The organism is Mesorhizobium sp. BR115XR7A, from assembly GCF_020165315.1.
In the GTDB taxonomy this organism is placed as follows: Bacteria; Pseudomonadota; Alphaproteobacteria; order Rhizobiales; family Rhizobiaceae; genus Mesorhizobium; species Mesorhizobium australicum.
This window is the reverse complement of record NZ_JAIUHW010000017.1, coordinates 40,646-63,900: the sequence shown is the minus strand read 5'-3', so window position 1 is coordinate 63,900 and position 23,255 is coordinate 40,646. Positions and strand designations below refer to the sequence as shown.

Below are 23,255 nucleotides of genomic sequence, written 5' to 3'. Positions count from 1 at the left end.
CGGACATATCTTCATCTTGAGCGGGGAAGGCCGGATCGGCCGGCGCGGCCGGAACCGACACCCCGACGCATTCGCACTGGCGGCGCGGATATGCAAATATCCCTGCCAGGCAACATTGGAGGACTCGAGGTCATGGCCGATGCTGGGATGTTGCGGTTTCACGTTCCGGAGCCGGAAGTGCGGCCGGGCGGGACGCCTGATTTCTCCAATGTGACCATCGCCGAGGCCGGCTCCGTGCCACGCCCCGATATCGACGTCGATCCGCGCACCATCCGCGACATGGCCTTTTCGATCATCCGGGTGCTGAACCGCAATGGCGAGGCCGTCGGGCCGTGGGCCGGGCTGCTTTCCAGCGAGGAATTGCTGGAAGGCCTGCGCAACATGATGACGCTGCGGACCTTTGATGCGCGCATGCAGATGGCGCAGCGCCAGGGCAAGACCTCCTTCTACATGCAGCATCTCGGCGAGGAGGCGGTGAGCTGCGCCTTCCGCAAGGCGCTCGCGCCCGGCGACATGAATTTCCCGACCTATCGCCAGGCTGGCCTGCTGATCGCCGACGGCTATCCGATGGTCACGATGATGAACCAGATCTATTCCAACGAGGCCGATCCGCTGAAGGGCCGTCAGCTGCCGATCATGTATTCGTCGAAGGAGCACGGCTTTTTCTCGATCTCGGGCAATCTGGCCACGCAGTATATCCAGGCGGTCGGCTGGGCGATGGCGTCGGCGATCTCCAACGATTCCAGGATCGCCGCGGCCTGGATCGGCGACGGCTCGACGGCGGAATCCGATTTCCATTCGGCGCTGGTGTTCGCCTCCACCTACAAGGCGCCGGTGGTGCTCAATGTCGTCAACAACCAGTGGGCGATCTCGACTTTTCAGGGCATCGCGCGCGGCGGCTCCGGCACCTTCGCGGCCCGGGGGCTCGGCTTCGGCATCCCGTCGCTGCGCGTCGACGGCAATGACTATCTGGCCGTGCACGCGGTGGCAAAATGGGCGGCGACAAGGGCGCGGGACAACCTCGGGCCGACGCTGGTCGAATATGTCACCTACCGCGCCGGCGCTCATTCGAGCTCGGACGATCCCTCCGCCTACCGGCCGAAGACCGAGTCCGACGCCTGGCCGCTGGGTGACCCGGTCGTGCGGCTGAAGAACCATCTCATCAAGCTCGGTGTCTGGTCGGACGAACGGCATGCGCAGGCCGAGGCCGAAATCCTCGACACGGTGATCGCGGCGCAGAAGGAAGCGGAAAGCCACGGCACCCTGCATGCCGGCGGCAAGCCGTCGACACGCGAGATGTTCGAAGGTGTGTTTGCCGAGATGCCGCCGCATCTCAGGCGCCAGCGCCAGCAGGCGGGAGTCTGAGCCATGCCAAGACGGACCATGATCGAGGCCATTCGCGACGCCATGGACGTGTCGATGGAGCGCGACGACAAGGTCGTCGTGTTCGGCGAGGATGTCGGCTTCTTCGGCGGCGTTTTTCGCGTCACGCACGGGCTGCAGGCCAAATACGGCAAGAGCCGCTGCTTCGACGCGCCGATCAACGAATCCGGCATTGTCGGCTCGGCCATCGGCATGGCCGCCTATGGTTTGAAGCCCTGCGTGGAAATTCAGTTTGCCGACTACATGTATCCGGCCTACGACCAGCTGACGCAGGAAGCCGCAAGGCTGCGCTACCGCTCGAACGGCGATTTCACCTGCCCGATCGTTGTCCGCATGCCGACCGGCGGCGGCATTTTCGGCGGCCAGACGCATAGCCAGAGCCCGGAAGCCTTGTTCACCCATGTGTCGGGCCTGAAGACGGTGGTGCCATCCAACCCGCACGACGCCAAGGGGCTTTTGATCGCGGCGATCGAGGATCCCGATCCGGTGATCTTCCTCGAGCCGAAGCGGCTCTACAACGGCCCGTTCGACGGCCATCACGACCGGCCGGTGACGCCATGGTCGAAGCACGAGCTCGGCGAGGTCGCCGACGGCCATTACACCGTGCCGCTTGGCAAGGCCGCCATCCGCAGGGCGGGCGCGGCGGTCACTGTGCTGGCCTACGGGACCATGGTCTATGTCGCGCAAGCGGCCGCCGAGGAGACCGGCATCGACGCCGAGATCATCGATCTCAGAACCCTGCTGCCGCTCGACCTCGACACGATCGTGGCTTCGGTCAAGAAGACCGGGCGCTGCGTCGTCGTGCATGAGGCGACGCTGACCTCGGGCTTCGGCGCCGAGCTGTCGGCGCTGGTGCAGGAAAACTGCTTCTATCACCTGGAGGCGCCGGTCGCCCGCGTCGCCGGCTGGGACACGCCCTATCCGCATGCGCAGGAGTGGGAGTATTTTCCCGGTCCCGCGCGTGTCGGCCGCGCTTTGCTTGAAACATTGGAAGCCTAGAGTGGGGGAGGCCTGAGATGGGCGAACACATCATCAAGCTGCCCGATGTCGGCGAGGGTGTCGCCGAGGCCGAGCTCGTCGAATGGCATGTCAAGATCGGCGACATCGTGCGCGAGGACACGGTGCTCGCCGCCGTGATGACCGACAAGGCGACGGTCGAAATCCCGTCGCCCGTCGATGGCGAAATCCTGTGGCTGGGCGCCGAGATCGGCGACACGGTGGCGATCGGTTCACCGATCGTGCGGCTGAAAGTGGCGGGCGACGGCAATGTGAAAGCCGGCAAAGAGGCTGAACCGGCGACCGGGGCGGAGCCGCCCGCCAGGCTGCCGAGCCCGAAGCCCCAAGCCGCTTCGCCGCCCAAGCCGGCAAAACCCGCCGAGACACCGGCGAAGCCCGCATCCTCGTCGGCGGCGCCGAAAACCGTGACACGCTCCTCGGCTTCGGGCGCGCCGCGTCCGGAAGGCGAAAAGCCGCTGGCCTCCCCCGCCGTTCGCTTGCGGGCGAAAGAGGCGGGCATCGATCTCAGGCAGGTGGCGGGGACCGGCCCCGCCGGCCGCATCGGCCACGAGGACCTGGAGGCGTTCCTGGCGCGCGGGCCGCAATCGGCCAAGGCGCCGGGCCTCGCCCGCGACGACACCGTCGAGGACATCAAACTGGTCGGCCTGCGGCGCAAGATCGCCGAGAAGATGACGCTGTCGAAGTCGCGCATCCCGCACATCACCTATGTCGAGGAGATCGACGTCACGGCGCTCGAGGAATTGCGCGCTGCGCTCAACAAGGAAAAGCGTGTTGCCAAGGGCGGCGCGGAGAGGCCGAAGCTGACCTTGCTGCCGTTCCTGATGCGGGCGATGGTCAAGGCGATCGCGGACCAGCCCCAGCTCAATTCCCTGTTCGACGACGAGGCCGGCATCATCCACCAGCATGGCGGCATCCATATCGGCATTGCCGCGCAGACACCGTCGGGACTGGTGGTGCCTGTCATCAAGCATGCCGAGGCGCGCGATGTCTGGGACTGTGCCGCCGAGGTGGGCAGGCTGGCGGAGGCTGCCAAGTCGGGAACGGCGACGCGTGACGAGCTGTCCGGCTCGACCATCACCATCACCTCGCTCGGCGCCATGGGTGGGATCGCGACGACGCCTGTGATCAACCACCCGGAAGTGGCGATCATCGGCGTCAACAGGATGATGGTGCGGCCGGTTTGGGACGGCACCCAGTTCATCCCGCGCAAGATGATGAATCTGTCGTCGAGCTTCGACCACCGCGTCATCGATGGCTGGGACGCGGCGGTGTTCATCCAGCGGATCAAGGCGCTGCTGGAGACGCCGGCGCTGATTTTCGTGGATTGAGGGAGATGTGATGCGTTCTCGAGTTTCCATTGGCGGGCGCCGCGCCGCCCCTCATTGCCCTGCCGGGCATTTCTCCCCGTATAGTGACGGGGAGAAAGACGCCGTTATCCATGGTTTCGCCAATCGGCAGCGTTGCAGACGAGGGCGCCAACATCGCGGCCAATCCCTTCTCCCCGTCACTATACGGGGAGAAGGTGCCGGCAGGCGGATGAGGGGCAGCGCTGGGTTGGATGGGAGGACGTTGACGGCTCTCACGACAAGGAAGCTGCCAACATGAAGGAAATCTCCTGCAAGCTGCTCGTCGTCGGCGCCGGTCCGGGCGGTTATGTCTGCGCCATTCGTGCGGGACAGCTCGGCGTCGATACGGTCATCGTCGAGGCTGCGAAGCCCGGCGGCACCTGCCTCAATGTCGGCTGCATCCCGTCCAAGGCGCTGATCCATGCGGCGGAGGAGTTCGAGAAGGTTTCGAACATGGCCGGCGGCAACAGCCCGCTCGGCATTTCGGTCACCGCACCGGTGCTCGACCTGGCCAGGACCATCGCCTGGAAGGACGGGATCGTCAGCCGGCTCAACAGTGGTGTCGCCGGCCTGCTGAAGAAGGCCGGGGTGAAGACCGTGCATGGCTGGGCGAGGTTTCGCGACGGCAAGACCGTCGAGGTCGAGACCGAGACCGGAAGCCAGGTGATCCGGGCCGAGACGATCGTCATCGCCACCGGCTCGGCGCCGGTCGAGTTGTCTTTTCTTCCCTTCGGCGGGCCTGTGATCTCGTCCACCGACGCGCTGGCCCTGAGTGAGGTTCCCAAGAAAATCGCTGTCGTCGGTGGCGGCTATATCGGGCTCGAACTCGGCATGGCCTTCGCCAAGATGGGTGCGGGGGTCACCGTGGTCGAAGCCTTGCCGCGCGTGCTGGCGCAGTATGACGCCGAGCTGACCCGGCCTGTCGTCAAGCGGCTCTCCGCGCTCGGGGTCGAGGTGATGCTGGGCGCCAAGGCCAAAGGGCTGTCGACAAACGGCGATGCCCTGCTGGTCGAGACATCGGATGGCAAGAGCACCAAGGTCGCCGCGGACAAAGTGCTGGTGACGGTCGGCCGCAAGCCGGTGACGGAAGGCTGGGGACTCGACCAGATCGATCTCGACAGGGCCGGAAAGTTCATACGGATCGACGACCAGTGCCGGACCTCGATGCGCGGCGTCTTCGCCATCGGTGACGTCACCGGCGAGCCGATGCTGGCGCACCGGGCGATGGCGCAAGGCGAAATGGTCGCGGAGATCGTCGCCGGCCACAAGCGCGGCTGGGACAAGCGCTCGATCCCGGCCGTCTGCTTCACCGATCCCGAGCTGGTGACGGCGGGTCTGTCGCCCGAAGAGGCCAAGGCGCAAGGCGGCGAGATCAAGATCGGCCTGTTCCCCTTCGCCGCCAATGGCCGCGCCATGACCAAGCTCGGCGAAGACGGGTTCGTCCGCGTCGTGGCGCGCGCCGACAATCACCTGGTGCTCGGCATCCAGGCCGTCGGGCAAGGCGTATCGGAACTGTCGGCGGTGTTTGGGCTGGCGCTGGAGATGGGCGCCAGGCTGGAGGACATCGCAGGGACGATCCATGCGCACCCGACGCAAGGCGAAGGGTTTCAGGAAGCCGCGCTCAAGGCGCTGGGCCACGCGCTGCATATTTAGAGCTCCCCCTCTCCCGCGTCAGGCGTAAAGGGGGAGGAGTTGCTCGATTGCCCCAGGCTCCTTTCCTCTCCCTCCGGAGGGGGGAGAGGTGGCGCTGCGAAGCAGCGACGGAGTGGGGGAAGCCGGTCCTCAGACGCACCGCCGCTGAAAACTCATCACAAGCCTCAATCAGTCAGGACGAGGCATCACCCCGGCTTGAAATAACAAGCCCGAGCCAGGTCGACCCCCACTCCGTCGAGCTTCGCTCGACACCTCTCCCCCGGTCGACGGGGGAGAGGAAAGGCGCCGTCGCTCAGCTCGCCAGCCGGCTTACCATTTCATGCTGGGCATAGGCGCGGCCGAAGCGGTTGGCGAGGAAGGCGTCGAGCGCGATTTCCTCCTGCTTGACGAAGCCGGTCGCCGGCAGCGATCCGTCGGCCAGCATGTCGAGCACGGCGCAGATGCCAGACGCGGTGGTGATCTGGATGGCGCTGCGGACCGTCTGGCCGATGCGCCGGGAATAGATCTTGTTGGCGTAGGTCTCCTGCAGCAGGCGGCCGTTCCTGCGGCCTGAGACGGTGACGAAGACGATGACCACGTCCTGCAGCGTCGCCGGCAGGGCGCTTTCGAAAATATCCTTGAGGACGTCACGGCGGTGGCGCAGCCCAAGGTCGTTGAGCAGCGCCTTCATGATCGCGGCGTGGCCGGGATAGCGGATGGTGCGGTAGTTCAGCGTGCGTACCTTGCCCTTCAGCGTCTCGGCCAAGGTACCCAGTCCACCAGAGGTGTTGAACGCTTCGTAGGTGACGCCGTCGAGCGAAAACTCCTCGCGCTCCTCCAGCGGCGGCACTTCGACCAGCTCGCCCTCGACGATCGCCTCGCAAGGCTCGCAATATTCGTTGATGACGCCGTCGGTGCTCCAGGTCAGATTGTAGTTCAGCGCGTTGGACGGGTATTGCGGCAGCGCGCCGACGCGCATGCGCACGCTTTCCAGCGTGTCGAAGCGGCTGGCGAGATCATTGGCGACGATCGAGATGAAGCCGGGCGCCAACCCGCATTGCGGGATGAAGGCGCTCTTGGCGGTACGGGCCAGCTCCTTGACCCGCCTGGTCGAGACGACGTCCTCGGTGAGATCGAGATAATGCACGCCGGCGCTGGCCGCCGCCTCGGCGATGCGCGTGGTGAGGTGGAAGGGGGCGGCGCTTAGCACCGCGAGCTTGCCGGCGAGCGCGGCTTCAAGCGCACCGGGCGCCGCGATGTCGAGTTCCAGCGTCTCGACGCCGGCGGGGACTTCCGCCGCGGCGAGCTGCGCCGCCGAGCGGTCGAGGAGAGTGACCTGATAGTCGCCCGTCGCGGCAAGCATTTCGGCGATGGTCGAGCCGATCTTGCCGGCCCCGACGATAATGATTTTGTTCATGTTCAAATTCCCCTGCGATCTGCGTTTCCCAAAAACCATCGCAGCTTGCCTGTCGAAAGGAAGCGTGGAATTCTGCAAAGTGAACCCTATCTTTTACCGATCTGCCGAAGGGCTTCGTCGAAATGCTCAGTGATGCCGAACAAGTCCTGCTCTCGCTGCTGCGCGCCAACGCGCGCGCCTCGACGGCCGAACTGGCGCGGCGGCTCGGCGTGTCGCGCACGACGGTGCAAAGCCGGATCGAGCGGCTGGAGCAGCGCGGCATCATCACCGGCTATGGCGTCCGGCTGGCGCCGGACTATGAGCAGGGGCTGGTCAGGGCGCATGTGCTGCTCACCGTCACGCCGAAGCTCGCCGACAAGGTGGTGCGCAGCCTGCAGGCGCTGCCGCCGGTCAGGACGCTGCACTCCGTCAGCGGCAATTTCGACATGATCGTCATCGTCGACGCGCCATCGATCCGCGACCTCGACACGCTGCTCGACCAGATCGGCGCCATGGAGGGAGTCGAGCGGACATCGTCGTCGATTATTTTGTCGACACGGATCGACCGCTAACGTTACGGCGGCTTTCGCTAACTTCCGAAGTTAATCATCACCAAGGGAAAACTCACCACCACGGCTAGGCCCGGCCGGCGGTCCTCGAGCGCAATGGTCGCGCCGTGCAGCTCGGCGATGGCCCGGACGAGGCTCAGTCCGAGGCCGCTGCCGGGGGTCGAGCGGCTGTGGTCCAGCCGGTAGAGACGCTGAAACACTTTTTCGCGCTCGTCGGCGGGAATGCCGGGGCCATTGTCGGCGACGCCGGCAAGCACGCGGTCGTCCCGGCGCGTCACCGAGAGTTGGATGGATGTGCCGGGAGGGCAATGGCGCAGCGCGTTCTCGACCAGATTGGCGAACATCTGCGTCAACAGCTCACGGTCGCCATGAATGCGGTCCGTGGTCTTGTCCAGTTCCGCAGCCGACAGCACCTTGCCGTCGTCCTCGGCCACGCCGGCGTAGATCTCGGCGATGGTCCCGAGGATCTCGCCGAGATCGACATCGGTGAAGCGCGCCTTGCGCGCGCCGGCCTCGATCTGAGCGATGCGCAGCAGCGCGTCGAAGGTCTCGTTGATCTGGTGGCCCTCGGCGCGCGCGTCGGCCAGATCGTCGGAGACGTCCTGGCGCCGTGCGGCCTTGTCGGCGGCGCTCTCCAGGATCATCTGCAGGCGGTTGAGCGGCGTCTTCAAATCATGCGCGATGTCGGCGCTGACCTGCTTCATGCCTTCGACCAGCGCCGACAGCCGGTCGAGCGCCGCGTTGATCTGGCTGGAGACGATGTCGATGTCGTCGTCCTTGCCGGTCAGCGGGATGCGGGTGTCGAGGCGGCCATGCGAAACGTCGACCATCGTGGCGGCAATGCCGTCGAGACGGCGCTGGACGCGCGAGGCGAGCAGGGCGCCGCCGGCGACGGCCAGGCCGGTGATGATCAGCGTCGCCCAGCCGAAGCTCATCAGCATGATCGTTTCCAGCTCCTCGGTCTCGGAGAGGCTGAAGGCGATGGTCAAAGTGTTGGCGCCGACCGGACCGGAATAGGCCCGGTATTCGGTGTCCGGCGGCAGGCCCGGCATTTCGGCCCCGAACATCGAGAAACCGTCGGGAAGCCCCGCCGCGGTGAAGTTGCCCGCAATACGGTTGCCGGCGGCGTCGGTCAGCGAAAAGAGCTGCTCCTTCCCAGGGCTGCGCGCGGAGTGGTTTTCGACGGTCTCCACCAACTCCCTGAGATCCTTGTCGGCATAGGTCGCGGCGATGACGGCATAGGTCTCGCTGATGGTGTCGTCGAGCTGCTCGGCAAGGTCGGCGCTCATCATCTGGTAGACGATGGCGCCCGCCAGCACGAAGGCCAGCATGAACAGGAAGGCGAACGTCAGGGCAAGCCGGAACGGCGTGCTGCGCAGCAGGCGGGTCTGGGTCGCGGTCATCGGAAGGTCGCGATCACTGAGAGAGCGGCGCGTGCAGGCTGTAGCCGGTGTTGCGGATGGTGTGGATGAGCTGGGTACCGAACGGCTTGTCGACCTTGGTCCGCAAGCGGCTGATATGGGTCTCGACGACGCTGGTCTTGGGGTCGAAGTGGAAATCCCACACCCGCTCCAGCAGCATGGTGCGGGTGATGACGCGGCCCTCGCCGCGCATCAGCACCTCGAGCAGGCTGAACTCCCTCGGCTGCAGATCGATCGGCTGGCCCTGCCTGACGACGCGCCGCATGATCAGGTCCATTTCGAGGTCGGCGACCCGCAGAACGGTCTTCTGTTCCTGCGCGGCCGGCCGCCGGCCGAGCGCGTTGATGCGGGCAAGCAGCTCGGAAAAGGCGAAGGGCTTGACCAGATAGTCGTCGCCGCCGGCCTCGAGCCCCTCGACGCGGTCGTCGATGCCGCCGACGGAGGTGAGGAAGATCGCCGGCGTGCGCACGCCGGCGGCGCGGACAGCCTTGACCATAGACAGGCCGTCAAGGCCCGGGATCATCCGGTCGGCGACGATAACGTCGTAGCCGCTGCTGGTCGCGGCGAAAAGCCCGTCATGGCCATTGCGCAGGAGGTCGCAGACATGGCCGGCCTCGGTCAGGCCGCGCACGATATAGTCCGCCGTCCTGTGGTCGTCCTCGACGAGAAGTAGCCGCATCGCTGTTCCCTGGCTGCCGGTATCCGGGACAGGCTATCACCGGCCTGCTCCCGTTCCTAGGATGGTCGCCAACCGGCCACGCCTGCGGCACCCGCCTGCGGCTCACTCCGAATCCAGCAGCATGTCGTCCATCTCATCGGCATTATTCCTGAGCGTCATGTAGAGAACGAGCGCAATGATGCAGCCGAGGAAGATCAGGCTGGTGTAGGTGGTGCCGAGACCGAGGCCGCCATATTCGGCTGGCTGCGACAGCCAATCGCCGAAGGAGGCGCCCAGCGGTCGTGTCAGGATATAGGCCAGCCAGAACGCCAGGATGGCGTCCAGGTGGAGCAGGTAATAGGCGAGCGCGATGAGCGCGATGACGCCGCCGAACAGCAGGCCCGTGGTCAGATAGCCCATGTCGAAGGTCTCGGCGACGAGGTCGCCGGCCGCGGTGCCGAGCGAGAAGGTGAAGAGGATCGCCAGCCAGTAGAAGATCTCGCGCCTGGTCGTGAAGATGGTGTGGATCGAAAGCGTCCGTTCGCTCGCGTACCAGACCGCGAATGTCGCCGCGAGCACAACGGAAAAGGCGATCGTCGTGGTCTGCAGGCGCACGCCGAAATTGTCGACGAGGTTGTCCGTGATCAACGTGCCGACGACGCTGATCAGCACCACCGCCAGCCAGTAGGCCCACGGCACGTAGCGTTTGTGCGCGAACTGCAGAGCGAGGGCGACGACCAGCACGCCGGTCATGATCAGCGAGGTGACAGTCAAGCCGAGGCCGAGGTTGACGGCGAGATAGTCCGCCGCCGTCTCGCCCATGGTCACCGCCATCAGCTTGACCAGCCAGAAGTCGAGGGTGACGTCCGGCACCCTGTTTTGGCTCGGTGTGGGGTGTGTGTGGGGTGCGAGCATGGCTGATGTCCTCGATGCCGATGGTTGCGCCGGCGGCGGAAGCGATCCGGCATTCGGATGATAGGCAAGCGACTTCTCGCCAGCCTGTCCGGCGCCATACAAATTCGTAAGGATGGCGGCGGCGACCCAAAAGGCCTTTACGAATGGCTCGCGATGCGCTGATAGAGGATGAGCGCCTTGTATCCGCCATCAATGGCGTGCCCCAGTGGCCGAGCCTGCACTAGAGTGCCCAGGAAAACGCGAAAATGACCTACGCTTCCCTCAAGCCGGTTTCACAGGCTTTCGACCAGCGCAAGCGGCTGATATTCATCCGGGTCGCGGCGGTGCTGGCGGTGCTGCTGCTGTTCCTGACCAAACCGGCGCTCAGCGAAGGCTCGAACGGCCACGAAACGCTCGAATTCCTCGGCTTCTGCCTGGTGCTCGCCTGCGTCGCCGGCCGGCTGTGGAGCATCCTCTATGTCGGCGGCAAGAAGAATGAAGAGCTGGTCTCGACGGGACCATTCTCGATGAGCCAGAACCCGCTCTACTTCTTCTCGACGGTCGGCGCGGTCGGCATCGGCCTGCTCTACGGCTCAATGGTGGCCGCCGCCGCGCTTGGCGTCGCCAGCTTCCTGATCTTCCGTGTCACGGCGCGCAGGGAGGCCGAATATCTCCTGGGCAAGTTCGGTCCGGCCTACAGCGCCTACATCAAGGCGACGCCCCGGTTCTGGCCAAACCCGCTGCTCTACCACGACAATGACGAGCTGCGGTTCTCGACCCGGGCGCTGAGGCGCACCTTTTTCGACGGGCTCTATTTCCTCGCCATCTTCCCCGCCATCGAACTGATCGAGTATTTCAGGGAGACAGGCGTGCTGTTCCCGGCCTTCATCACGCTGTACTGAGCAGCTCGCCTCGGGAAATTTGCGCGGCTGATCGGCCATCGCGACTGTCGATGGTCATTCATGGGAATCGAAACTAGCTTCCCAGCGGATAAGGCATGTAGCCGACGAAGCCGGCTATCTTCCAGCTCGCGCCGACCTTTCGGCAGAAATACAGTGTCTGCCATTTCAGCCGGTCGACGCTGCCATCCGCCTTGGCGACGCTGCCGTCGAACTTCTTGTGCAGCACGGCGCGGTCGCCGTCGACATCGATGTCGCGCAGATTGGTAACGCGAAACAGCGCCTCGCGCAGCGGCTCGGCGAATTTGGTCGCCGCCGTTTCCTTGGCCTGGCGCAGCCACTCGTCGCGGTAAATCTCCAGCCGCGGGAATTGCAGCCGCCAGGCATCGGCATTGGCCAGGAAATGCGCATGCATGCCGAAGAAGCTTTCGGCGATGAAATCGTCCTCGACCATGGCCCAGTCCTGGCCGATGAAGGCGTCGATGTCGCGCCGCACCAGCATCTCCCACAGCGCGTGACGGTCGGCGTCGCCGGGAGGGAACGGGTTCTTGTCGAAGGTCATTGTCGGTTTCTCCGCTCTGGAAATGCGCCGGCCCCTATGGCGTCGAGCCCGTCCGGCAACGCGCACGATGCAAGCGCTTCTGTAATAAAGCAACACGGATTTCGAACAATGTTGCTTTCCAACAAGGGCCTCTATCGGGATTGCCGCGATCGCGGTAAACCTCGTCGCAAAGCGGGCGCCACCTCGGTGTCCGGCCATGTCATCGGAGGAGCCGTCCCTTGCCCAAGCAGACTTTCGGAACATCACACGTGCCGCTGTCGCCCGCCGTGCGGGCCGGCGATTTCGTCTTTGTCTCGGGCCAGGTTCCCGTCGGCGGCGACGGCATCGTGGTCAAGGGCGGCATCACGGAGCAGACCGAGCAGGTGCTCGCCAATGTGAAGGCCGCATTGGCGCTCGCCGGCTGCACGATGGACGATGTGGTCAAGACCACCGTCTGGCTCGAGGACGCGCGTGACTTCGGCGCCTTCAACGCTATCTATGCCAGGCGTTTTCCGAAAAATCCGCCGGCCCGCACCACGGTCGAATCGCGGCTGATGATCGACATCAAGATCGAAGTCGAGGCCGTCGCCTACAGACCGGCCTGAGACGGCAATTCGGGCAATCGGAGGTTCCAACAATGCAATTCGACCTCCTCGTGAAGGGCGGACGGCTGATCGACCCGGCGGCCGGCATCGATGCGCCGCGCGATGTCGCCATCGCCAATGGCCGCGTCGCCGCGATCGACGCCGACATCCCCGCGACCAGTGCCGCCCAGGTGGTCGACGCCACCGGTTGCATCGTCGCGCCCGGCCTGGTCGACCTGCACAGCCACGTCTATTGGGGCGGCACTTCCCTCGGTGTCGACGCCGACAGGCTCGCAGCCAAGAGCGGCACCACCACCTTCATCGACGCCGGCAGCGCGGGCGCGGGCAATTTCCTGGGCTTCCGCCGCCATGTCATGGAGCGTTCGAAGGTGCGCATCCTGGCCTATGTCAACATTTCCTTTGCCGGCATTTTCGGCTTCTCGCAAACGGTGTCGGTCGGCGAATGCAGCGATCTCCGTCTCTGCGAGCCGCGCGAGGTGGTGGCGGCGGTGCGCGAGCACGCCGACGTCGTCGTCGGCGTCAAGGTTCGCTCCGGCAAGCATGCCGGCGGCACAAGCGGCATCGCGCCGGTCGACCTGGCGCTGGAGGCCGCCGACAAGGCCGGCCTGCCGCTGATGGCGCATATAGACGAGCCACCGCCCGGCCGCTCCGAAGTGCTGCCGCGCCTGCGCCGGGGCGACATCCTCACCCACTGCTTCCGGCCCTTCCCCAATGCGCCGGTGTTCGCCTCCGGCACGGTGCGGCCCGACATGCGGCTGGCGCGCGAGCGCGGCGTCATCTTCGATCTCGGCCATGGCATGGGTTCGTTCGACTTCGAGGTCGCCCGCGCCATGCTGGCCGAAGGGCTGGCGCCCGACGTCATCTCGAGCGACGTACATCTCTACTGCGTCGACGGGCCGGCCTTCGACATGCTGGTCTGCATGTCGAAGCTGATGGCCCTCGGCATGCCGCTGGTCGAGGTTCTGCGTGCCGCGACGCAGGCGCCGGCGCGGGCGATCGCGCGGCCGGACCTCGGCACGCTGACGATCGGCACCGCCGGCGACGTGGCCGTGCTGCGGCAGCGGTCAGGCCGCTTCACCTTCGTCGACGCGGTCGGCGCCTCGCTGGTCGCCGACCAGCGGCTGGTGTCGGAAGGCATCGTCGTCGGCGGCATTTGGTGGCCGAACGAGGCGGCCGACGATGTCGGCGAGACCGATTGCTTCGTGGCGCATGTCGGGCATACGCATGTCGAGGTGGCAGCCAGGCATTTCGGACACCGGCAGGATTAACCCCGATCTCCCCCACGAGGAGGGAGATTGCCGACAGGCTTGTTCTTGTCTTGCAGCGGCCGCGCGTTGGCGACGGCTTCCCCCACTCCGTCTCGGCTTCGCCGAGCCACCTCTCCCCCCTCCGGAGGGAGAGGAAGGGAGCCAAGGCCGGTGAACTTGCGCCTTTCCTCTCCCCCGTCGATCGGGGGAGAGGTGTCGAGCGAAGCTCGACGGAGTGGGGGTCGACCTCTCACCGAAGCATGCTTCCGCCTCACCGCCCGGCGTTGCTGACCGCCCCATAAACCGGCGTCTCGATCCCTTCCATCCGTGCCTTGATCTGCAGCGCGACATATTTCGAATAGAAGCGCGACAGCGCGAGATTGCCGCCGTGGAACCACAGTGCTTCCTGCGCCGTCGGCTTCCACATGTTGCGCAATTCGCCTTGCCAGGGGCCGGGGTCGCCCTTGACGCCGGAGCCGAGGCCCCAGCAGGGGCCGACCTTGTCGGCGACCTCGCGCGAGACGAGAGCCGCCACATTCTCGTTCATCGACTGATAGCCGGTGCAGGCGACGATGGCGTCGGCCTCGAGCTCGCTGCCGTCCTCGAACAGGATGCCTTTCGCCGTCAGCGATTTTATCGCGACGCCGCTGCGGATGCCGACCTTGCCGTCGATGATCAGGTCCGAGGCGCCGACGTCGATGTAATAGCCGGAGCCGGTGCGATAGGCCTTCATCAAAAGGCCGGTTTCGTCGTCGCCGAAATCGAGCGCGAAGCCGGAGGCGGCGAGACGCTCGTAGAATTCGGCGTCGCGCGCGCGGATGACGTCGTAGAGCGCGCGCTGGCCCTTGGGCACCAGCGCGAACGGCGTCGAGGCGACGATCATGTCGGCCTTCTCGGTGGTGATGCCGCGTGCCAGCGCGTCCTCGGAGAATATCTCGAAGCCGACCTGCATCAGCGTGTCCGACTTGACCACCGTGGTCGGCGAGCGCTGGATCATGGTGACGTCGGCGCCGCTCTCCCAGAGATCGACGCAGACGTCGTGGCCGGAACTGGCCGCGCCGATGACGGCGACCTTCTTGCCGCGGAATTTCTCGCCGCTGGCATACTGGCTGGAATGCAGCAGCTCGCCCTTGAACTGGTCGGAACCCGGCAGATCGATCTTGCGCGGCGGACCGTAGGCGCCGGTGGCGAAGACGATGTGCTTCGGCTTCAGCGTGATGCGCTGCCCGACGCGGTCGACCACCACGGTCCATTCTTTCTCCGCCTCGTCGTAGCTGGCGCTGAGGCACCTGGTGGCGACCCAGTAATTCAGCTCCATGACGCGCGTGTACATTTCCAGCCAGTCGCCCATCTTGTCCTTGGGCGTGAAAACGGGCCAGTTGTCGGGGAACGGTATGTAGGGCAGATGGTCGTACCAGACCGGATCGTGCAGCACGAGCGTGCGGTAGCGGTTGCGCCAGGAATCGCCCGGCCGCGCGTTCTTCTCGATGACGATGGTCGGCACGCCGAGCTGCCGCAGCCGTGCGCCGAGCATGATGCCGCCCTGGCCGCCGCCGATGACCAGGCAATAGGGTTGCTCCGTTACGCCGAGCTCGCGCGCCTCACGCGCCCGCGCTTCCGACCAGGTCTCGCGTTCCGGGTCCGCCTTGTGGCGCACGCCCAGCGGCCGCGCCGCGCCCTTGCGCTCCTCGTGTCCCTTCAAGTCGGTCATCGCCGTGAACAGGGTACGGCAGCGGCCGTCGCGCAGCCTCATGATGCCTTGGCCCGTGGCCGCCGCTGTCTCGAAGGTGAACCAGGCCTCGATCGTGCCTTCATCCGAGGTTGCCTCGCCGGTGAGCTGCCACGCGCCAGGCTTCGTGGTCGCCAGCGTTGCTGTCAGCATGTCTGCGATGGCCTCGCGGCCTTCCATCGTCGTGACGTTCCAGGTGAAGGCCAGCAGGTCGCGCCAATAGCAATCGTCGACGAACAGGTTGCTTGCGGCCGACAGGTCGCCGGATTCAAGCGCCTGCGAAAACGAGCCAAGCCATGCGGCCGCCTGTTTGGATGGTGACTTTTCGAGCATTTCTTCCCTCTTGCATACGTCCGATCCGTGTATTGGGACGGTACCTGTCGAAGTCGGCGCTGCCCCTCATCCGCCTGCCGGCACCTTCTCCTCGTATAGTGGGGCTCCTCGTATAGTGACGGGCTCCTCGTATAGTGACGGGGAGAAGGGGCTAGTCTCCCAGCGGCTCCATTTCCTTGCCCGTGCGGTGGATCTGGGCGTTGTATTTGATGCGGCGCACGGTCTCGCGGGCCGGGCCGTCGAGCTTGTAGGCCGACGCCACCGCCAGGAGGTCGATCATCGCCAGGAAGGCGAAGCGCGAGGCCGTCGGCTTCAGCGTGTCGGGATATTCGGGCACGGCAACCGTCAGCCTGACGTCGCAGGCGCGGGCGAGCTCGGTATCGGGCGCCGTCACGGCGATCGCGTTGGCACGGTAGTGCTTGGCGAGTTCGACGGCCTCGATCACCTCGCGCGTGCGCCCGGTCGCCGAGATGGCGATCACCAGGTCGCCGGGCTTCAGCGTCGAGGCGGTCATGCGCATCAAATAGGGGTCGCACTGGGCGCTGATCGAGATGCCATAGCGAAACAGCCGGTACTGAGTTTCCTGCGCCAGCGCCGAAGAGCTGCCGCCGAGCCCGAACACGGTGACCTGGCGGGCCCGGGCGATCAGCTCGGCGGCCTTTTCCAGCTCACCCGGATCGAGCTGCCGCTCGGCTTCCTGCAGCGCCCGGCGCGCTTCGCCGAACACCGCGTTCCAGAACGGCAGGGCGGCGTCGCTCTCCCTGGCCGGCGACGTGTCCAGGTAGAGCGCGCCGACGACGAGGCTCTGCGCCAGCTTCAGCTTGAAGTCGCGCACGCCCTCGCAGCCGATGGCGCGGCAGAACCGGGTCACCGTCGGTTCGCTGACGCCGGCGCGCTGGGCCAGCGCCGCGTTGGAGGCATCGACGGCATATTTGACATTCTCGAGCACGACATCGGCGACGCGGCGTTCGGCCGGGCGCAATTCGCCGTAGGAATCCTTGACCAGCGAGATGATGTCGGGAATGCGCCGGACGGGTTCGCCCCCGGTTCCCTCTTCGTCCGCGATCGGATGGCTGGCAGCTTCGGTCATGAAGGCGGTGTTCCCTAGCCCGTTTTCGACCTGACCTCTTATCATGTTTGCACGCTGTCGTTCCATGCGCAGGACGGCGCTGCAACCGATGCGTGCCGCGAGGGCATTCGCGTGTGCGCCTGCCAAATCATGTAGGAAAGCAACACGAATTTCAAGGCAAAGAATACAACGTCAAAACAGATAGTTATTCCTAGTAGTCGGTTCTCGTCCCATGCTCGCCGTCGTCGACGCTTGACAGCAAAGTAGGATAGTTACACACTGATTTTTGACAGTCTGATGACCTTTGGGATCATCACGCAATCTCCGAGGGGCGGATGAACGCGGGCGAGATAACAACGCCGAAGCTTGGCGTGCAGGCAGCGACCAAGATCTATCACACGGCGTCCGGCGACCTCTTGGCGCTGGACCGCTGCAGCCTCGACGTCAGAGCCAATGAAATCGTCTCGATCGTCGGCCCGTCCGGTTGCGGCAAGACCACGCTTTTGTGGTCGATGTCGGGGCTGCACGGCCTGACAAGCGGCGCGATCAAGCTCGACGGCAAAGAGATTTCCGGGCCGCATCCCGATATCGGCATCGTCTTCCAGGAAGCCAACCTCCTGCCCTGGCGCAATCTCGACGCCAACATCCGCTTCCCCTTCGAGATCAAAGGCGAAAAACCGGACCGCACCTGGATCGCGCATCTGCTTAACCGCGTCGGCCTCGACGGTTTCGGCGGCAAGTTCCCGCGCGAGCTTTCGGGCGGCATGCAGCAGCGCGCGGCGATCGTGCGGGCGCTGGCGCTGAAACCCTCGGTGCTTTTGATGGACGAGCCGTTCGGCGCGCTCGACAGTTTTACCCGCGAGGAGATGAACCGGCTGGTCGAGGAGATCTGGCTCGACACCAAGACCACTATCGTCTTCATCACCCACTCGATCGAGGAAGCGATTTTCCTCTCCGACCGCGTCGTGGTGCTGAGCGCGCGGCCGGGCCGCGTCGCCAAGGAATACCGCGTGCCGTTCCCGCGGCCGCGCTCGCTGGAGATCATGGCGACGAAGGAGGTGTTCGACCTCACCAACCGCATCAAGATGGACATTGTCGGAGAGCGCACCAGACCGAAGGCGCCGGAACGCCCGAGCGCCGAGATCGTGAGGATCAGGCCGTGAGCGACGCCATTCCCGAATTTTCGAAGTCGAAATCAGGCGATGGGCAAGACGTCAGCCTGACCAACCTCTCGGCCTTCGCCAGCGGCCCCGGCATCAAATCGGGCAAGGAGGTGGCGGCCATCCTCGCCGTCGCCGTCATCATCATCGGCGGCATCGAACTGGCTCTGCGGCTGTTCCATGTGCCGCTCTATATCATGCCGCCGCCGAGCTCGATCGCCTATGCGCTGTTCGACGAGTTTCCGCTGATCGCGCCGCATCTCGGCTATACGCTGGTCGAGCTGGTGTCCGGCTTTGCCATCGGCGCCGCCGTCGGTCTGGTAATGGCCGCGGTCATCACCCAGTTCCCGTTCGCGGAAAAGATCGTCGCGCCGTATATATTGCTGCTGGTCACCACGCCGATGCTGGCGCTGGTGCCGCTGCTCATCTTGCGTTTCGGTTTCGGTTACACGCCGCGCATCATCGCGGTGGCGCTGGCCGCCGGGCCGATGGTGATGATCAATGCCGCCACCGGCTTTCGTCGCGTCGACAGCGCCAAGATCGCGCTGGCGCGGTCCTATGGCGCCAGCACCTTGCAGATATTCTGGAAGATCCGCGCGCCGATGGCGCTGCCGATGATCCTGGTCGGGCTGATGATCGGCGCCATCTTCGGCCTGCTCACCGCCGTCGGCGCCGAGATGGTCGGCGGTGGCTTCGGCCTCGGCAACCGGCTGACCACCTATTCGTCGATGATCCAGATGCCGCAATTCTTCGCCGTGGTGCTGATCCTGTCGATGCTCGGCATCCTGATCTACGTGCTGTTCTTCCTCATCGGCAAGAAATGGGCGAGCTGGGAGGCTTGACGCAGAAGCAATGACCACGCCCGGGAGGCGGGCGGCAAGGCAGACTGACATCAAACAAAAAAGGGGAATGCCATGACCAAAGACAATTTCATCCAGCAGGCGGGGATGAGCCGCCGCATCTTCCTGCAGGTCACCGGCGCCGGGCTGGTGACGGCGACCGCGCTCGGCGCCACCGGCCTCAGGGCGAGGGCCGAGGCCTATGGAAAATTCACCTGGATCTCGCCGCGCGGCACGCTCGAAGTGCTCGACGACTATCCCTATTGGGCGGCCAAGAAGGCCGGCTATTTCGACGGGCTCGACACCGACATGCAGCCGGGGCCGTCCGACGGCACGGCGACGGTGAAGTTCGTGGATGTCGGTCAGGCCGATATGGGCTTTCCCTCGCCCGGCGTGTTCTCCTTCGCCATCCAGAACGGCATGAAGCTGAAGTCGGTGTTCCACATGGGCGCGCGCGACACGTTCAGCATCGCCTTCCGCAAGGGCGAGGGCTCGAACGACCTGAAGAAGCTGGAAGGCAAGACCATCCTGCTTGGTTCCGCCGCCTGGCAGTCGATCACCGATCCGCTGCTTGCCGCGCAAGGCGTCGACATCAAGAAGGTCAAATATGTCGAGGCCGGCTGGCCGACCTGGGGCACCGCGCTTGCCGGCGGCCAGGGCGACGCGGCGCTGTCATGGGAAGGGCTGCGCGCCGAATGGATCGCCAAGGGTCTCGACTTCGAATACTGGCTCGGCGTGAAAAACTCGAAGCTGCCGGCCAACACCTTCGTCGTGCGCGCAGCCGATCTCGAGGATCCCGACAAGAAGGCGTTCCTGGAAAAATACCTGCGCGGCTGGGCGATGGGCCTTGAGTTCGGCTATCAAAATCCGCGCGCGGCGGTCGAAGCGGTGTTCGAGCAGTTCCCGACGCTGGCCAAGAACCTCGGACCGGAGCTCGGCACCACCTCGATCCTGCAGCAGATCAACGTCTTCCGCGGCGACATGGACAAGCGCGGCGGCTGGGGGTCGCACGACATGGCGAGCTGGCAGGGCTTCTTCGACGAGATCCACAAGATCGGCCAGATCACCAACCCGGTTAAGGCCGAGGATGTCTGCAGCAACGACCTGATCCCGGCCGCCAACGACTTCGACAAGGCCAAGGTCAAGGCCGACGCCGACGGGGTCAAATTGTCGGAGGGCTTTGCCGCGCTCAATGTCGAGAAGATCAAGGCGCACCTGTTCGATTCGGCGGTGAAGTAGAGGCGCGCAAGCGAAGGCCATGACGACGCCACTCCTCATTGCCCTGCCTTGGCTCCTTTCCTCTCCCTCCGGAGGGGGGAGAGGTGGCGCCGCGAAGCGGCGACGGAGTGGGGGAAGGCGGTCGCTAAACGCGCAGTCGCTGCGGGACAGGCACAATCTGGCGAAGTAACCTCAGGCGGGCGGCGAAGGTCGACCCCCACTCCGTCGAGCTTCGCTCGACACCTCTCCCCCGATCGACGGGGGAGAGGAAAGGGCCGGGCAACGAGCGGCGGCGCTGACCTGAGGTGATTGTCCGGATAAACACGCGGCAACCGGTCGCCGCGCACAATTCAATCCAGAACCTGGGAGATAACGGTGGCCGACAAGGTGAAAGTACTGGTGGTGGGTCTTGGCAATATGGGTGCGTCGCACGCCAGTGCCTATCATCGCTCGGAGGGGTTTGAGATCAGCGGCATCATGAGCCGCTCGATCAAGAGCAACACGAAAATCCCGGCCGAACTCGCCGGTTATCCGCTCTACGAGGATTTCGACCTGGCGCTGGGGGAGACCAGGCCGGACGCGGTCTCGATCAACAGCTGGCCGAACACCCATGCCGAATACGCGCTGAAGGCGATCGCGGCGAACTGCCACGTGTTCATGGAAAAGCCCTTGGCCACCAACATCGAGGACGCCGAAAAGGTGGTGGCGGCCGCGCGAGCGAAAAACCGCAAGCTGGTGCTCGGCTACATCCTGCGTGTCCACCCCTCGTGGATCAAGTTCATCGAGGTTGGCAAGACGCTCGGCAAGCCGCTGGTCATGCGGCTCAACCTCAACCAGCAAAGCAGCGGCAGCGCCTGGCACTGGCACAAGAACCTGATCGATTCGCTGATCCCGATCGTCGATTGCGGCGTGCATTATGTCGACGTCATGTGCCAGCTGACCGGCGCCAAGCCGGTGCGCGTGCATGGCATCGGCGCCAAACTATGGGCCGAAGCCGACAAGCAGAATTACGGCCACTTGCATGTCACCTTCGATGACGGCTCGGTCGGCTGGTACGAGGCCGGCTGGGGTCCGATGATGAGCGAGACGGCCTATTTCGTGAAGGATGTCGTCGGCCCGAAAGGCGCGGTCTCGATCGTCGCCGGCCAGCAGGCGAGCAGCGCGGCCGAGTTGGCCGAAGTGTCGAACTCCGCCGACATCGACCGCCACACCAAGACCGACGCGCTGAAGATCCATTATGCCGCCGTCGACGGCGACAAGAATTTCAAAAAGCCCGACGAGATCGTCAGCATGGAGGACGAGCCCGGCCACCAGGAACTGTGCGACCGCGAGCAGGCGTTCTTCCTGCGCGCCATAAGCGAGGACCTCGATCTGACCGAGCAGATGGACGCGGCGGTCAACAGCCTGCGCATCGTGCTCGCGGCCGAACAGAGCATAGAGCTGGGACGGACGGTCGAGCTGGTCTGATGCTATCCGGCTGTTGGCGCTGGAGGCGGCACCGGCAGCGCAGGAGTTTCATCCTTCTCCCCGTCACTATACGGGGAGAAGGTGCCGGCAGGCGGATGAGGGGCGGCGCCTACATTTGTAATTAGCCGGTAGCGACAGCTCGCGCATTCCTAAGCGCGATGTCGAGGCAACGCAAATTTGGGAGGAGAGACATGGTCACCGACAGTCTTTTGAAAACCTATGCCGAGTCCGATGCGCTTGGCCTCGCCGCGCTGGTCCGCGGCGGCCAGGTTTCGCCGGCGGAACTGGTCGAAGCGGCGATCACGCTGGTCGAGCGGTTGAATCCGTCGCTCAACGCGGTCGTCCATCGCCTCTATGACATGGCGCGCGCACAGGCCGCGACGGTCGACAGATCGGCACCCTTTGCCGGCGTACCATTCCTGCTCAAGGAACTGGCCTCGTCCTGGACGGGTGCGCCCAACACCAATTCCTGTTTCTACCTCAGAGATGTCGTCGCCGATTTCGACACCGAAGTCGTTCGCCGCATGAAGGCGGCGGGACTGGTGCTGGTCGGCAAGTCGAACGCGCCCGAAAACGGCTGGTCGATCACGACGGAACCAAAACTCTACGGCACGACGAAAAACCCGTGGAAGGAAGGCATCACGCCAGGCGGCTCGAGCGGCGGCGCGGCCTCGGCTGTCGCCTCGCGCATGGTGCCGATCGCGGAGGCCAGCGACGGCGCCGGCTCGATTCGCATCCCCGCCTCCTGCTGCGGGATCGTGGGCCTGAAACCGTCGCGCGGCCGCGTCAGCCTGGCCCCGTTCGGCGACTATTGGTATGGCGGTGCCTACTTCCTCTGCTGCTCGCGCACGGTGCGCGACACGGCGGCCTATCTCGATGCGGTGGCCGGTGCGCTGCCCGGCGAGCCCTATACGCCGCCGGTGCCGGATGCCTCCTGGCTCAGCCTGTCGGCGCGTGCGCCGAAAAACCTGCGCATCGGCTTCACCGTCACGCCGCCCAACGGCACCGCCATCGATCCGGAGGTGAAGGCGGCGGTGCTGGCGACCGTGGCCGCATTCGAGCGGTTGGGGCATGATGTCGAGGAGCACGACATGCCGCTCGATGCCAATGGCGTATGGGCAACCTACACCAACATGACCTGCGTCCAGACGGCGGCGACCTTCGACTCCCTGGAAACGGTGATCGGCCGGCCGGTGACGTCAGGCGATGTCGAGGCGGTGACCTGGGCGATCATCGAGCGCGGCCGCGCCACCAGCGGGGTCAGGCACATCTCCGATGTCGAGCAGCTCCGGCAGGTCGGCCGCGATATTGTCGGCGACCTCAGGGCCTATGATCTCTTCGTCACGCCCACGTTGACCCAACTGCCGCGCCCCTTCGGCTATTACGACATGTCGGAGACCGACATCGACCGCTACAACGCCAAATGGACGGATGCCGTCTTTGCCTTCCCCTTCAACATCTCCGGCCAGCCGGCGATCTCGCTGCCGCTCGGCTGGTCGCACGGCGGCGTGCCGGTCGGCGTGCAGCTGGTCGGCCGCTACGGCGACGAGGCGACGGTGCTGGCGGCGTCGGCACAGCTGGAACAGGAAATGCCATGGAGGGACAGGCGGCCGCCGGTGAGCGCTTAGGGGCCTGTACGGAGGTTTGATCGCTGGACGGCAAAACCTTTCCCGTCGTCATCCTGGGGCGTAGCAAGGAGCGCAGCGACGCCGCGCAGACCCCAGGATCCATGCCGCGACATCAAAGCGTTCCCGGCGGTCCAAAATTCTGCTCCGCTGCACCCCACGGAAAGGTTCACGGCATGGATCCTCGGGTCTCCGCGACGGAGCTTC

20 protein-coding genes are annotated in these 23,255 nt (G+C 65.1%); 13 read left to right on the top strand and 7 right to left on the bottom strand.

The genetic code is table 11. The annotated features are described in order from the left end of the window. Nucleotides 1-132 precede the first annotated feature (132 nt). From LB557_RS28150 to lpdA, 4 genes are all read left to right on the top strand, one after another. On the top strand, nucleotides 133-1,365 hold the full coding sequence (locus LB557_RS28150; RefSeq protein ID WP_015314818.1) for a 3-methyl-2-oxobutanoate dehydrogenase (2-methylpropanoyl-transferring) subunit alpha: 1,233 nt from the start codon (nucleotides 133-135) through the stop codon (nucleotides 1,363-1,365). 3 nt (nucleotides 1,366-1,368) lie between these two features. Next, entirely contained in the window at nucleotides 1,369-2,382 is a 1,014-nt protein-coding gene (locus tag LB557_RS28145; RefSeq protein WP_015314819.1) for an alpha-ketoacid dehydrogenase subunit beta, read from the top strand. 17 nt (nucleotides 2,383-2,399) lie between these two features. Beyond that, nucleotides 2,400-3,728, top strand: a complete 1,329-nt coding sequence (locus LB557_RS28140) for a dihydrolipoamide acetyltransferase family protein (protein WP_224643048.1) — start codon at nucleotides 2,400-2,402, stop codon at nucleotides 3,726-3,728. Between the two features lie 273 nt (nucleotides 3,729-4,001). Next, nucleotides 4,002-5,399, top strand: coding sequence for a dihydrolipoyl dehydrogenase (gene lpdA / locus LB557_RS28135; protein WP_224643047.1), 1,398 nt, complete (start codon nucleotides 4,002-4,004; stop codon nucleotides 5,397-5,399). A gap of 292 nt (nucleotides 5,400-5,691) precedes the next feature. On the opposite strand, the gene LB557_RS28130 is transcribed toward lpdA, so the two are convergent. Further along, nucleotides 5,692-6,873 (bottom strand): saccharopine dehydrogenase C-terminal domain-containing protein, encoded by a 1,182-nt coding sequence (locus LB557_RS28130; protein ID WP_411970583.1) that lies wholly within the window; start codon nucleotides 6,871-6,873, stop codon nucleotides 5,692-5,694. 44 nt (nucleotides 6,874-6,917) lie between these two features. Here LB557_RS28130 and LB557_RS28125 point away from each other — a divergent pair, with 44 nt between their 5' ends. Further along, nucleotides 6,918-7,346, top strand: coding sequence for an Lrp/AsnC family transcriptional regulator (locus tag LB557_RS28125; RefSeq protein WP_224644296.1), 429 nt, complete (start codon nucleotides 6,918-6,920; stop codon nucleotides 7,344-7,346). Between the two features lie 17 nt (nucleotides 7,347-7,363). Here the strand turns inward: LB557_RS28125 and LB557_RS28120 are convergent, their stop codons facing one another. From LB557_RS28120 to LB557_RS28110, 3 genes are all read right to left on the bottom strand, one after another. Further along, nucleotides 7,364-8,746, bottom strand: coding sequence for a sensor histidine kinase (locus tag LB557_RS28120; protein WP_224644295.1), 1,383 nt, complete (start codon nucleotides 8,744-8,746; stop codon nucleotides 7,364-7,366). A gap of 13 nt (nucleotides 8,747-8,759) precedes the next feature. Continuing rightward, nucleotides 8,760-9,443 (bottom strand): winged helix-turn-helix domain-containing protein, encoded by a 684-nt coding sequence (locus tag LB557_RS28115; protein WP_224644294.1) that lies wholly within the window; start codon nucleotides 9,441-9,443, stop codon nucleotides 8,760-8,762. Between the two features lie 102 nt (nucleotides 9,444-9,545). Then, on the bottom strand, nucleotides 9,546-10,337 hold the full coding sequence (locus LB557_RS28110; protein ID WP_224644293.1) for a hypothetical protein: 792 nt from the start codon (nucleotides 10,335-10,337) through the stop codon (nucleotides 9,546-9,548). A 245-nt stretch (nucleotides 10,338-10,582) separates the two neighbouring features. Here LB557_RS28110 and LB557_RS28105 point away from each other — a divergent pair, with 245 nt between their 5' ends. Beyond that, on the top strand, nucleotides 10,583-11,218 hold the full coding sequence (locus LB557_RS28105; RefSeq protein ID WP_140876134.1) for a methyltransferase family protein: 636 nt from the start codon (nucleotides 10,583-10,585) through the stop codon (nucleotides 11,216-11,218). Nucleotides 11,219-11,291: 73 nt separating this feature from the next. Here the strand turns inward: LB557_RS28105 and LB557_RS28100 are convergent, their stop codons facing one another. Next, nucleotides 11,292-11,777, bottom strand: coding sequence for a hypothetical protein (locus LB557_RS28100; protein WP_140660382.1), 486 nt, complete (start codon nucleotides 11,775-11,777; stop codon nucleotides 11,292-11,294). A 218-nt stretch (nucleotides 11,778-11,995) separates the two neighbouring features. On the opposite strand from LB557_RS28100, the gene LB557_RS28095 reads away from it, so the two are divergent. Together LB557_RS28095 and LB557_RS28090 are read left to right on the top strand one after the other, a co-directional pair. After that, complete coding sequence (locus LB557_RS28095) at nucleotides 11,996-12,361, top strand: RidA family protein (RefSeq protein ID WP_224644292.1); 366 nt, start codon at nucleotides 11,996-11,998, stop codon at nucleotides 12,359-12,361. A 32-nt stretch (nucleotides 12,362-12,393) separates the two neighbouring features. Next, nucleotides 12,394-13,629 carry an amidohydrolase/deacetylase family metallohydrolase gene (locus LB557_RS28090; protein WP_224644291.1) on the top strand — a complete coding sequence of 412 codons (1,236 nt, stop codon included), beginning with the start codon at nucleotides 12,394-12,396 and terminating at the stop codon, nucleotides 13,627-13,629. Nucleotides 13,630-13,879: 250 nt separating this feature from the next. Here the strand turns inward: LB557_RS28090 and LB557_RS28085 are convergent, their stop codons facing one another. Together LB557_RS28085 and LB557_RS28080 are read right to left on the bottom strand one after the other, a co-directional pair. Further along, nucleotides 13,880-15,670, bottom strand: a complete 1,791-nt coding sequence (locus LB557_RS28085; RefSeq protein WP_140712143.1) for an NAD(P)/FAD-dependent oxidoreductase — start codon at nucleotides 15,668-15,670, stop codon at nucleotides 13,880-13,882. A gap of 151 nt (nucleotides 15,671-15,821) precedes the next feature. After that, complete coding sequence (locus LB557_RS28080) at nucleotides 15,822-16,760, bottom strand: MurR/RpiR family transcriptional regulator (RefSeq protein WP_224644163.1); 939 nt, start codon at nucleotides 16,758-16,760, stop codon at nucleotides 15,822-15,824. A 314-nt stretch (nucleotides 16,761-17,074) separates the two neighbouring features. On the opposite strand from LB557_RS28080, the gene LB557_RS28075 reads away from it, so the two are divergent. From LB557_RS28075 to LB557_RS28055, 5 genes are all read left to right on the top strand, one after another. After that, complete coding sequence (locus LB557_RS28075) at nucleotides 17,075-17,902, top strand: ABC transporter ATP-binding protein (protein ID WP_015314834.1); 828 nt, start codon at nucleotides 17,075-17,077, stop codon at nucleotides 17,900-17,902. Next, nucleotides 17,899-18,741: an ABC transporter permease gene (locus tag LB557_RS28070; RefSeq protein WP_224644164.1), complete on the top strand. Its 843-nt coding sequence runs from the start codon at nucleotides 17,899-17,901 to the stop codon at nucleotides 18,739-18,741. Before LB557_RS28075 ends, LB557_RS28070 begins: the two co-directional genes overlap by 4 nt. 72 nt (nucleotides 18,742-18,813) lie before the next feature. Further along, on the top strand, nucleotides 18,814-19,977 hold the full coding sequence (locus LB557_RS28065; protein ID WP_224644165.1) for an ABC transporter substrate-binding protein: 1,164 nt from the start codon (nucleotides 18,814-18,816) through the stop codon (nucleotides 19,975-19,977). Nucleotides 19,978-20,331: 354 nt separating this feature from the next. Beyond that, nucleotides 20,332-21,423 carry a Gfo/Idh/MocA family protein gene (locus LB557_RS28060; protein ID WP_224644166.1) on the top strand — a complete coding sequence of 364 codons (1,092 nt, stop codon included), beginning with the start codon at nucleotides 20,332-20,334 and terminating at the stop codon, nucleotides 21,421-21,423. Between the two features lie 191 nt (nucleotides 21,424-21,614). After that, a complete protein-coding gene (locus LB557_RS28055; RefSeq protein WP_224644167.1) occupies nucleotides 21,615-23,051 on the top strand; it encodes an amidase in 1,437 nt (478 codons plus the stop codon). Nucleotides 23,052-23,255: the final 204 nt, after the last annotated feature.

Bases quoted from the DNA above. Each gene is read 5' to 3' on its own strand.
- LB557_RS28150 (WP_015314818.1), top strand. From the start codon at position 133: ATGGCCGATGCTGGGATGTTGCGGTTTCACGTTCCGGAGCCGGAAGTG.
- LB557_RS28145 (WP_015314819.1), top strand. From the start codon at position 1,369: ATGCCAAGACGGACCATGATCGAGGCCATTCGCGACGCCATGGACGTG.
- LB557_RS28140 (WP_224643048.1), top strand. From the start codon at position 2,400: ATGGGCGAACACATCATCAAGCTGCCCGATGTCGGCGAGGGTGTCGCC.
- lpdA (WP_224643047.1), top strand. From the start codon at position 4,002: ATGAAGGAAATCTCCTGCAAGCTGCTCGTCGTCGGCGCCGGTCCGGGC.
- LB557_RS28125 (WP_224644296.1), top strand. From the start codon at position 6,918: ATGCTCAGTGATGCCGAACAAGTCCTGCTCTCGCTGCTGCGCGCCAAC.
- LB557_RS28120 (WP_224644295.1), bottom strand. From the start codon at position 8,746: ATGACCGCGACCCAGACCCGCCTGCTGCGCAGCACGCCGTTCCGGCTT.
- LB557_RS28115 (WP_224644294.1), bottom strand. From the start codon at position 9,443: ATGCGGCTACTTCTCGTCGAGGACGACCACAGGACGGCGGACTATATC.
- LB557_RS28110 (WP_224644293.1), bottom strand. From the start codon at position 10,337: ATGCTCGCACCCCACACACACCCCACACCGAGCCAAAACAGGGTGCCG.
- LB557_RS28105 (WP_140876134.1), top strand. From the start codon at position 10,583: ATGACCTACGCTTCCCTCAAGCCGGTTTCACAGGCTTTCGACCAGCGC.
- LB557_RS28100 (WP_140660382.1), bottom strand. From the start codon at position 11,777: ATGACCTTCGACAAGAACCCGTTCCCTCCCGGCGACGCCGACCGTCAC.
- LB557_RS28090 (WP_224644291.1), top strand. From the start codon at position 12,394: ATGCAATTCGACCTCCTCGTGAAGGGCGGACGGCTGATCGACCCGGCG.
- LB557_RS28085 (WP_140712143.1), bottom strand. From the start codon at position 15,670: ATGCTCGAAAAGTCACCATCCAAACAGGCGGCCGCATGGCTTGGCTCG.
- LB557_RS28080 (WP_224644163.1), bottom strand. From the start codon at position 16,760: ATGACCGAAGCTGCCAGCCATCCGATCGCGGACGAAGAGGGAACCGGG.
- LB557_RS28075 (WP_015314834.1), top strand. From the start codon at position 17,075: ATGAACGCGGGCGAGATAACAACGCCGAAGCTTGGCGTGCAGGCAGCG.
- LB557_RS28065 (WP_224644165.1), top strand. From the start codon at position 18,814: ATGACCAAAGACAATTTCATCCAGCAGGCGGGGATGAGCCGCCGCATC.
- LB557_RS28055 (WP_224644167.1), top strand. From the start codon at position 21,615: ATGGTCACCGACAGTCTTTTGAAAACCTATGCCGAGTCCGATGCGCTT.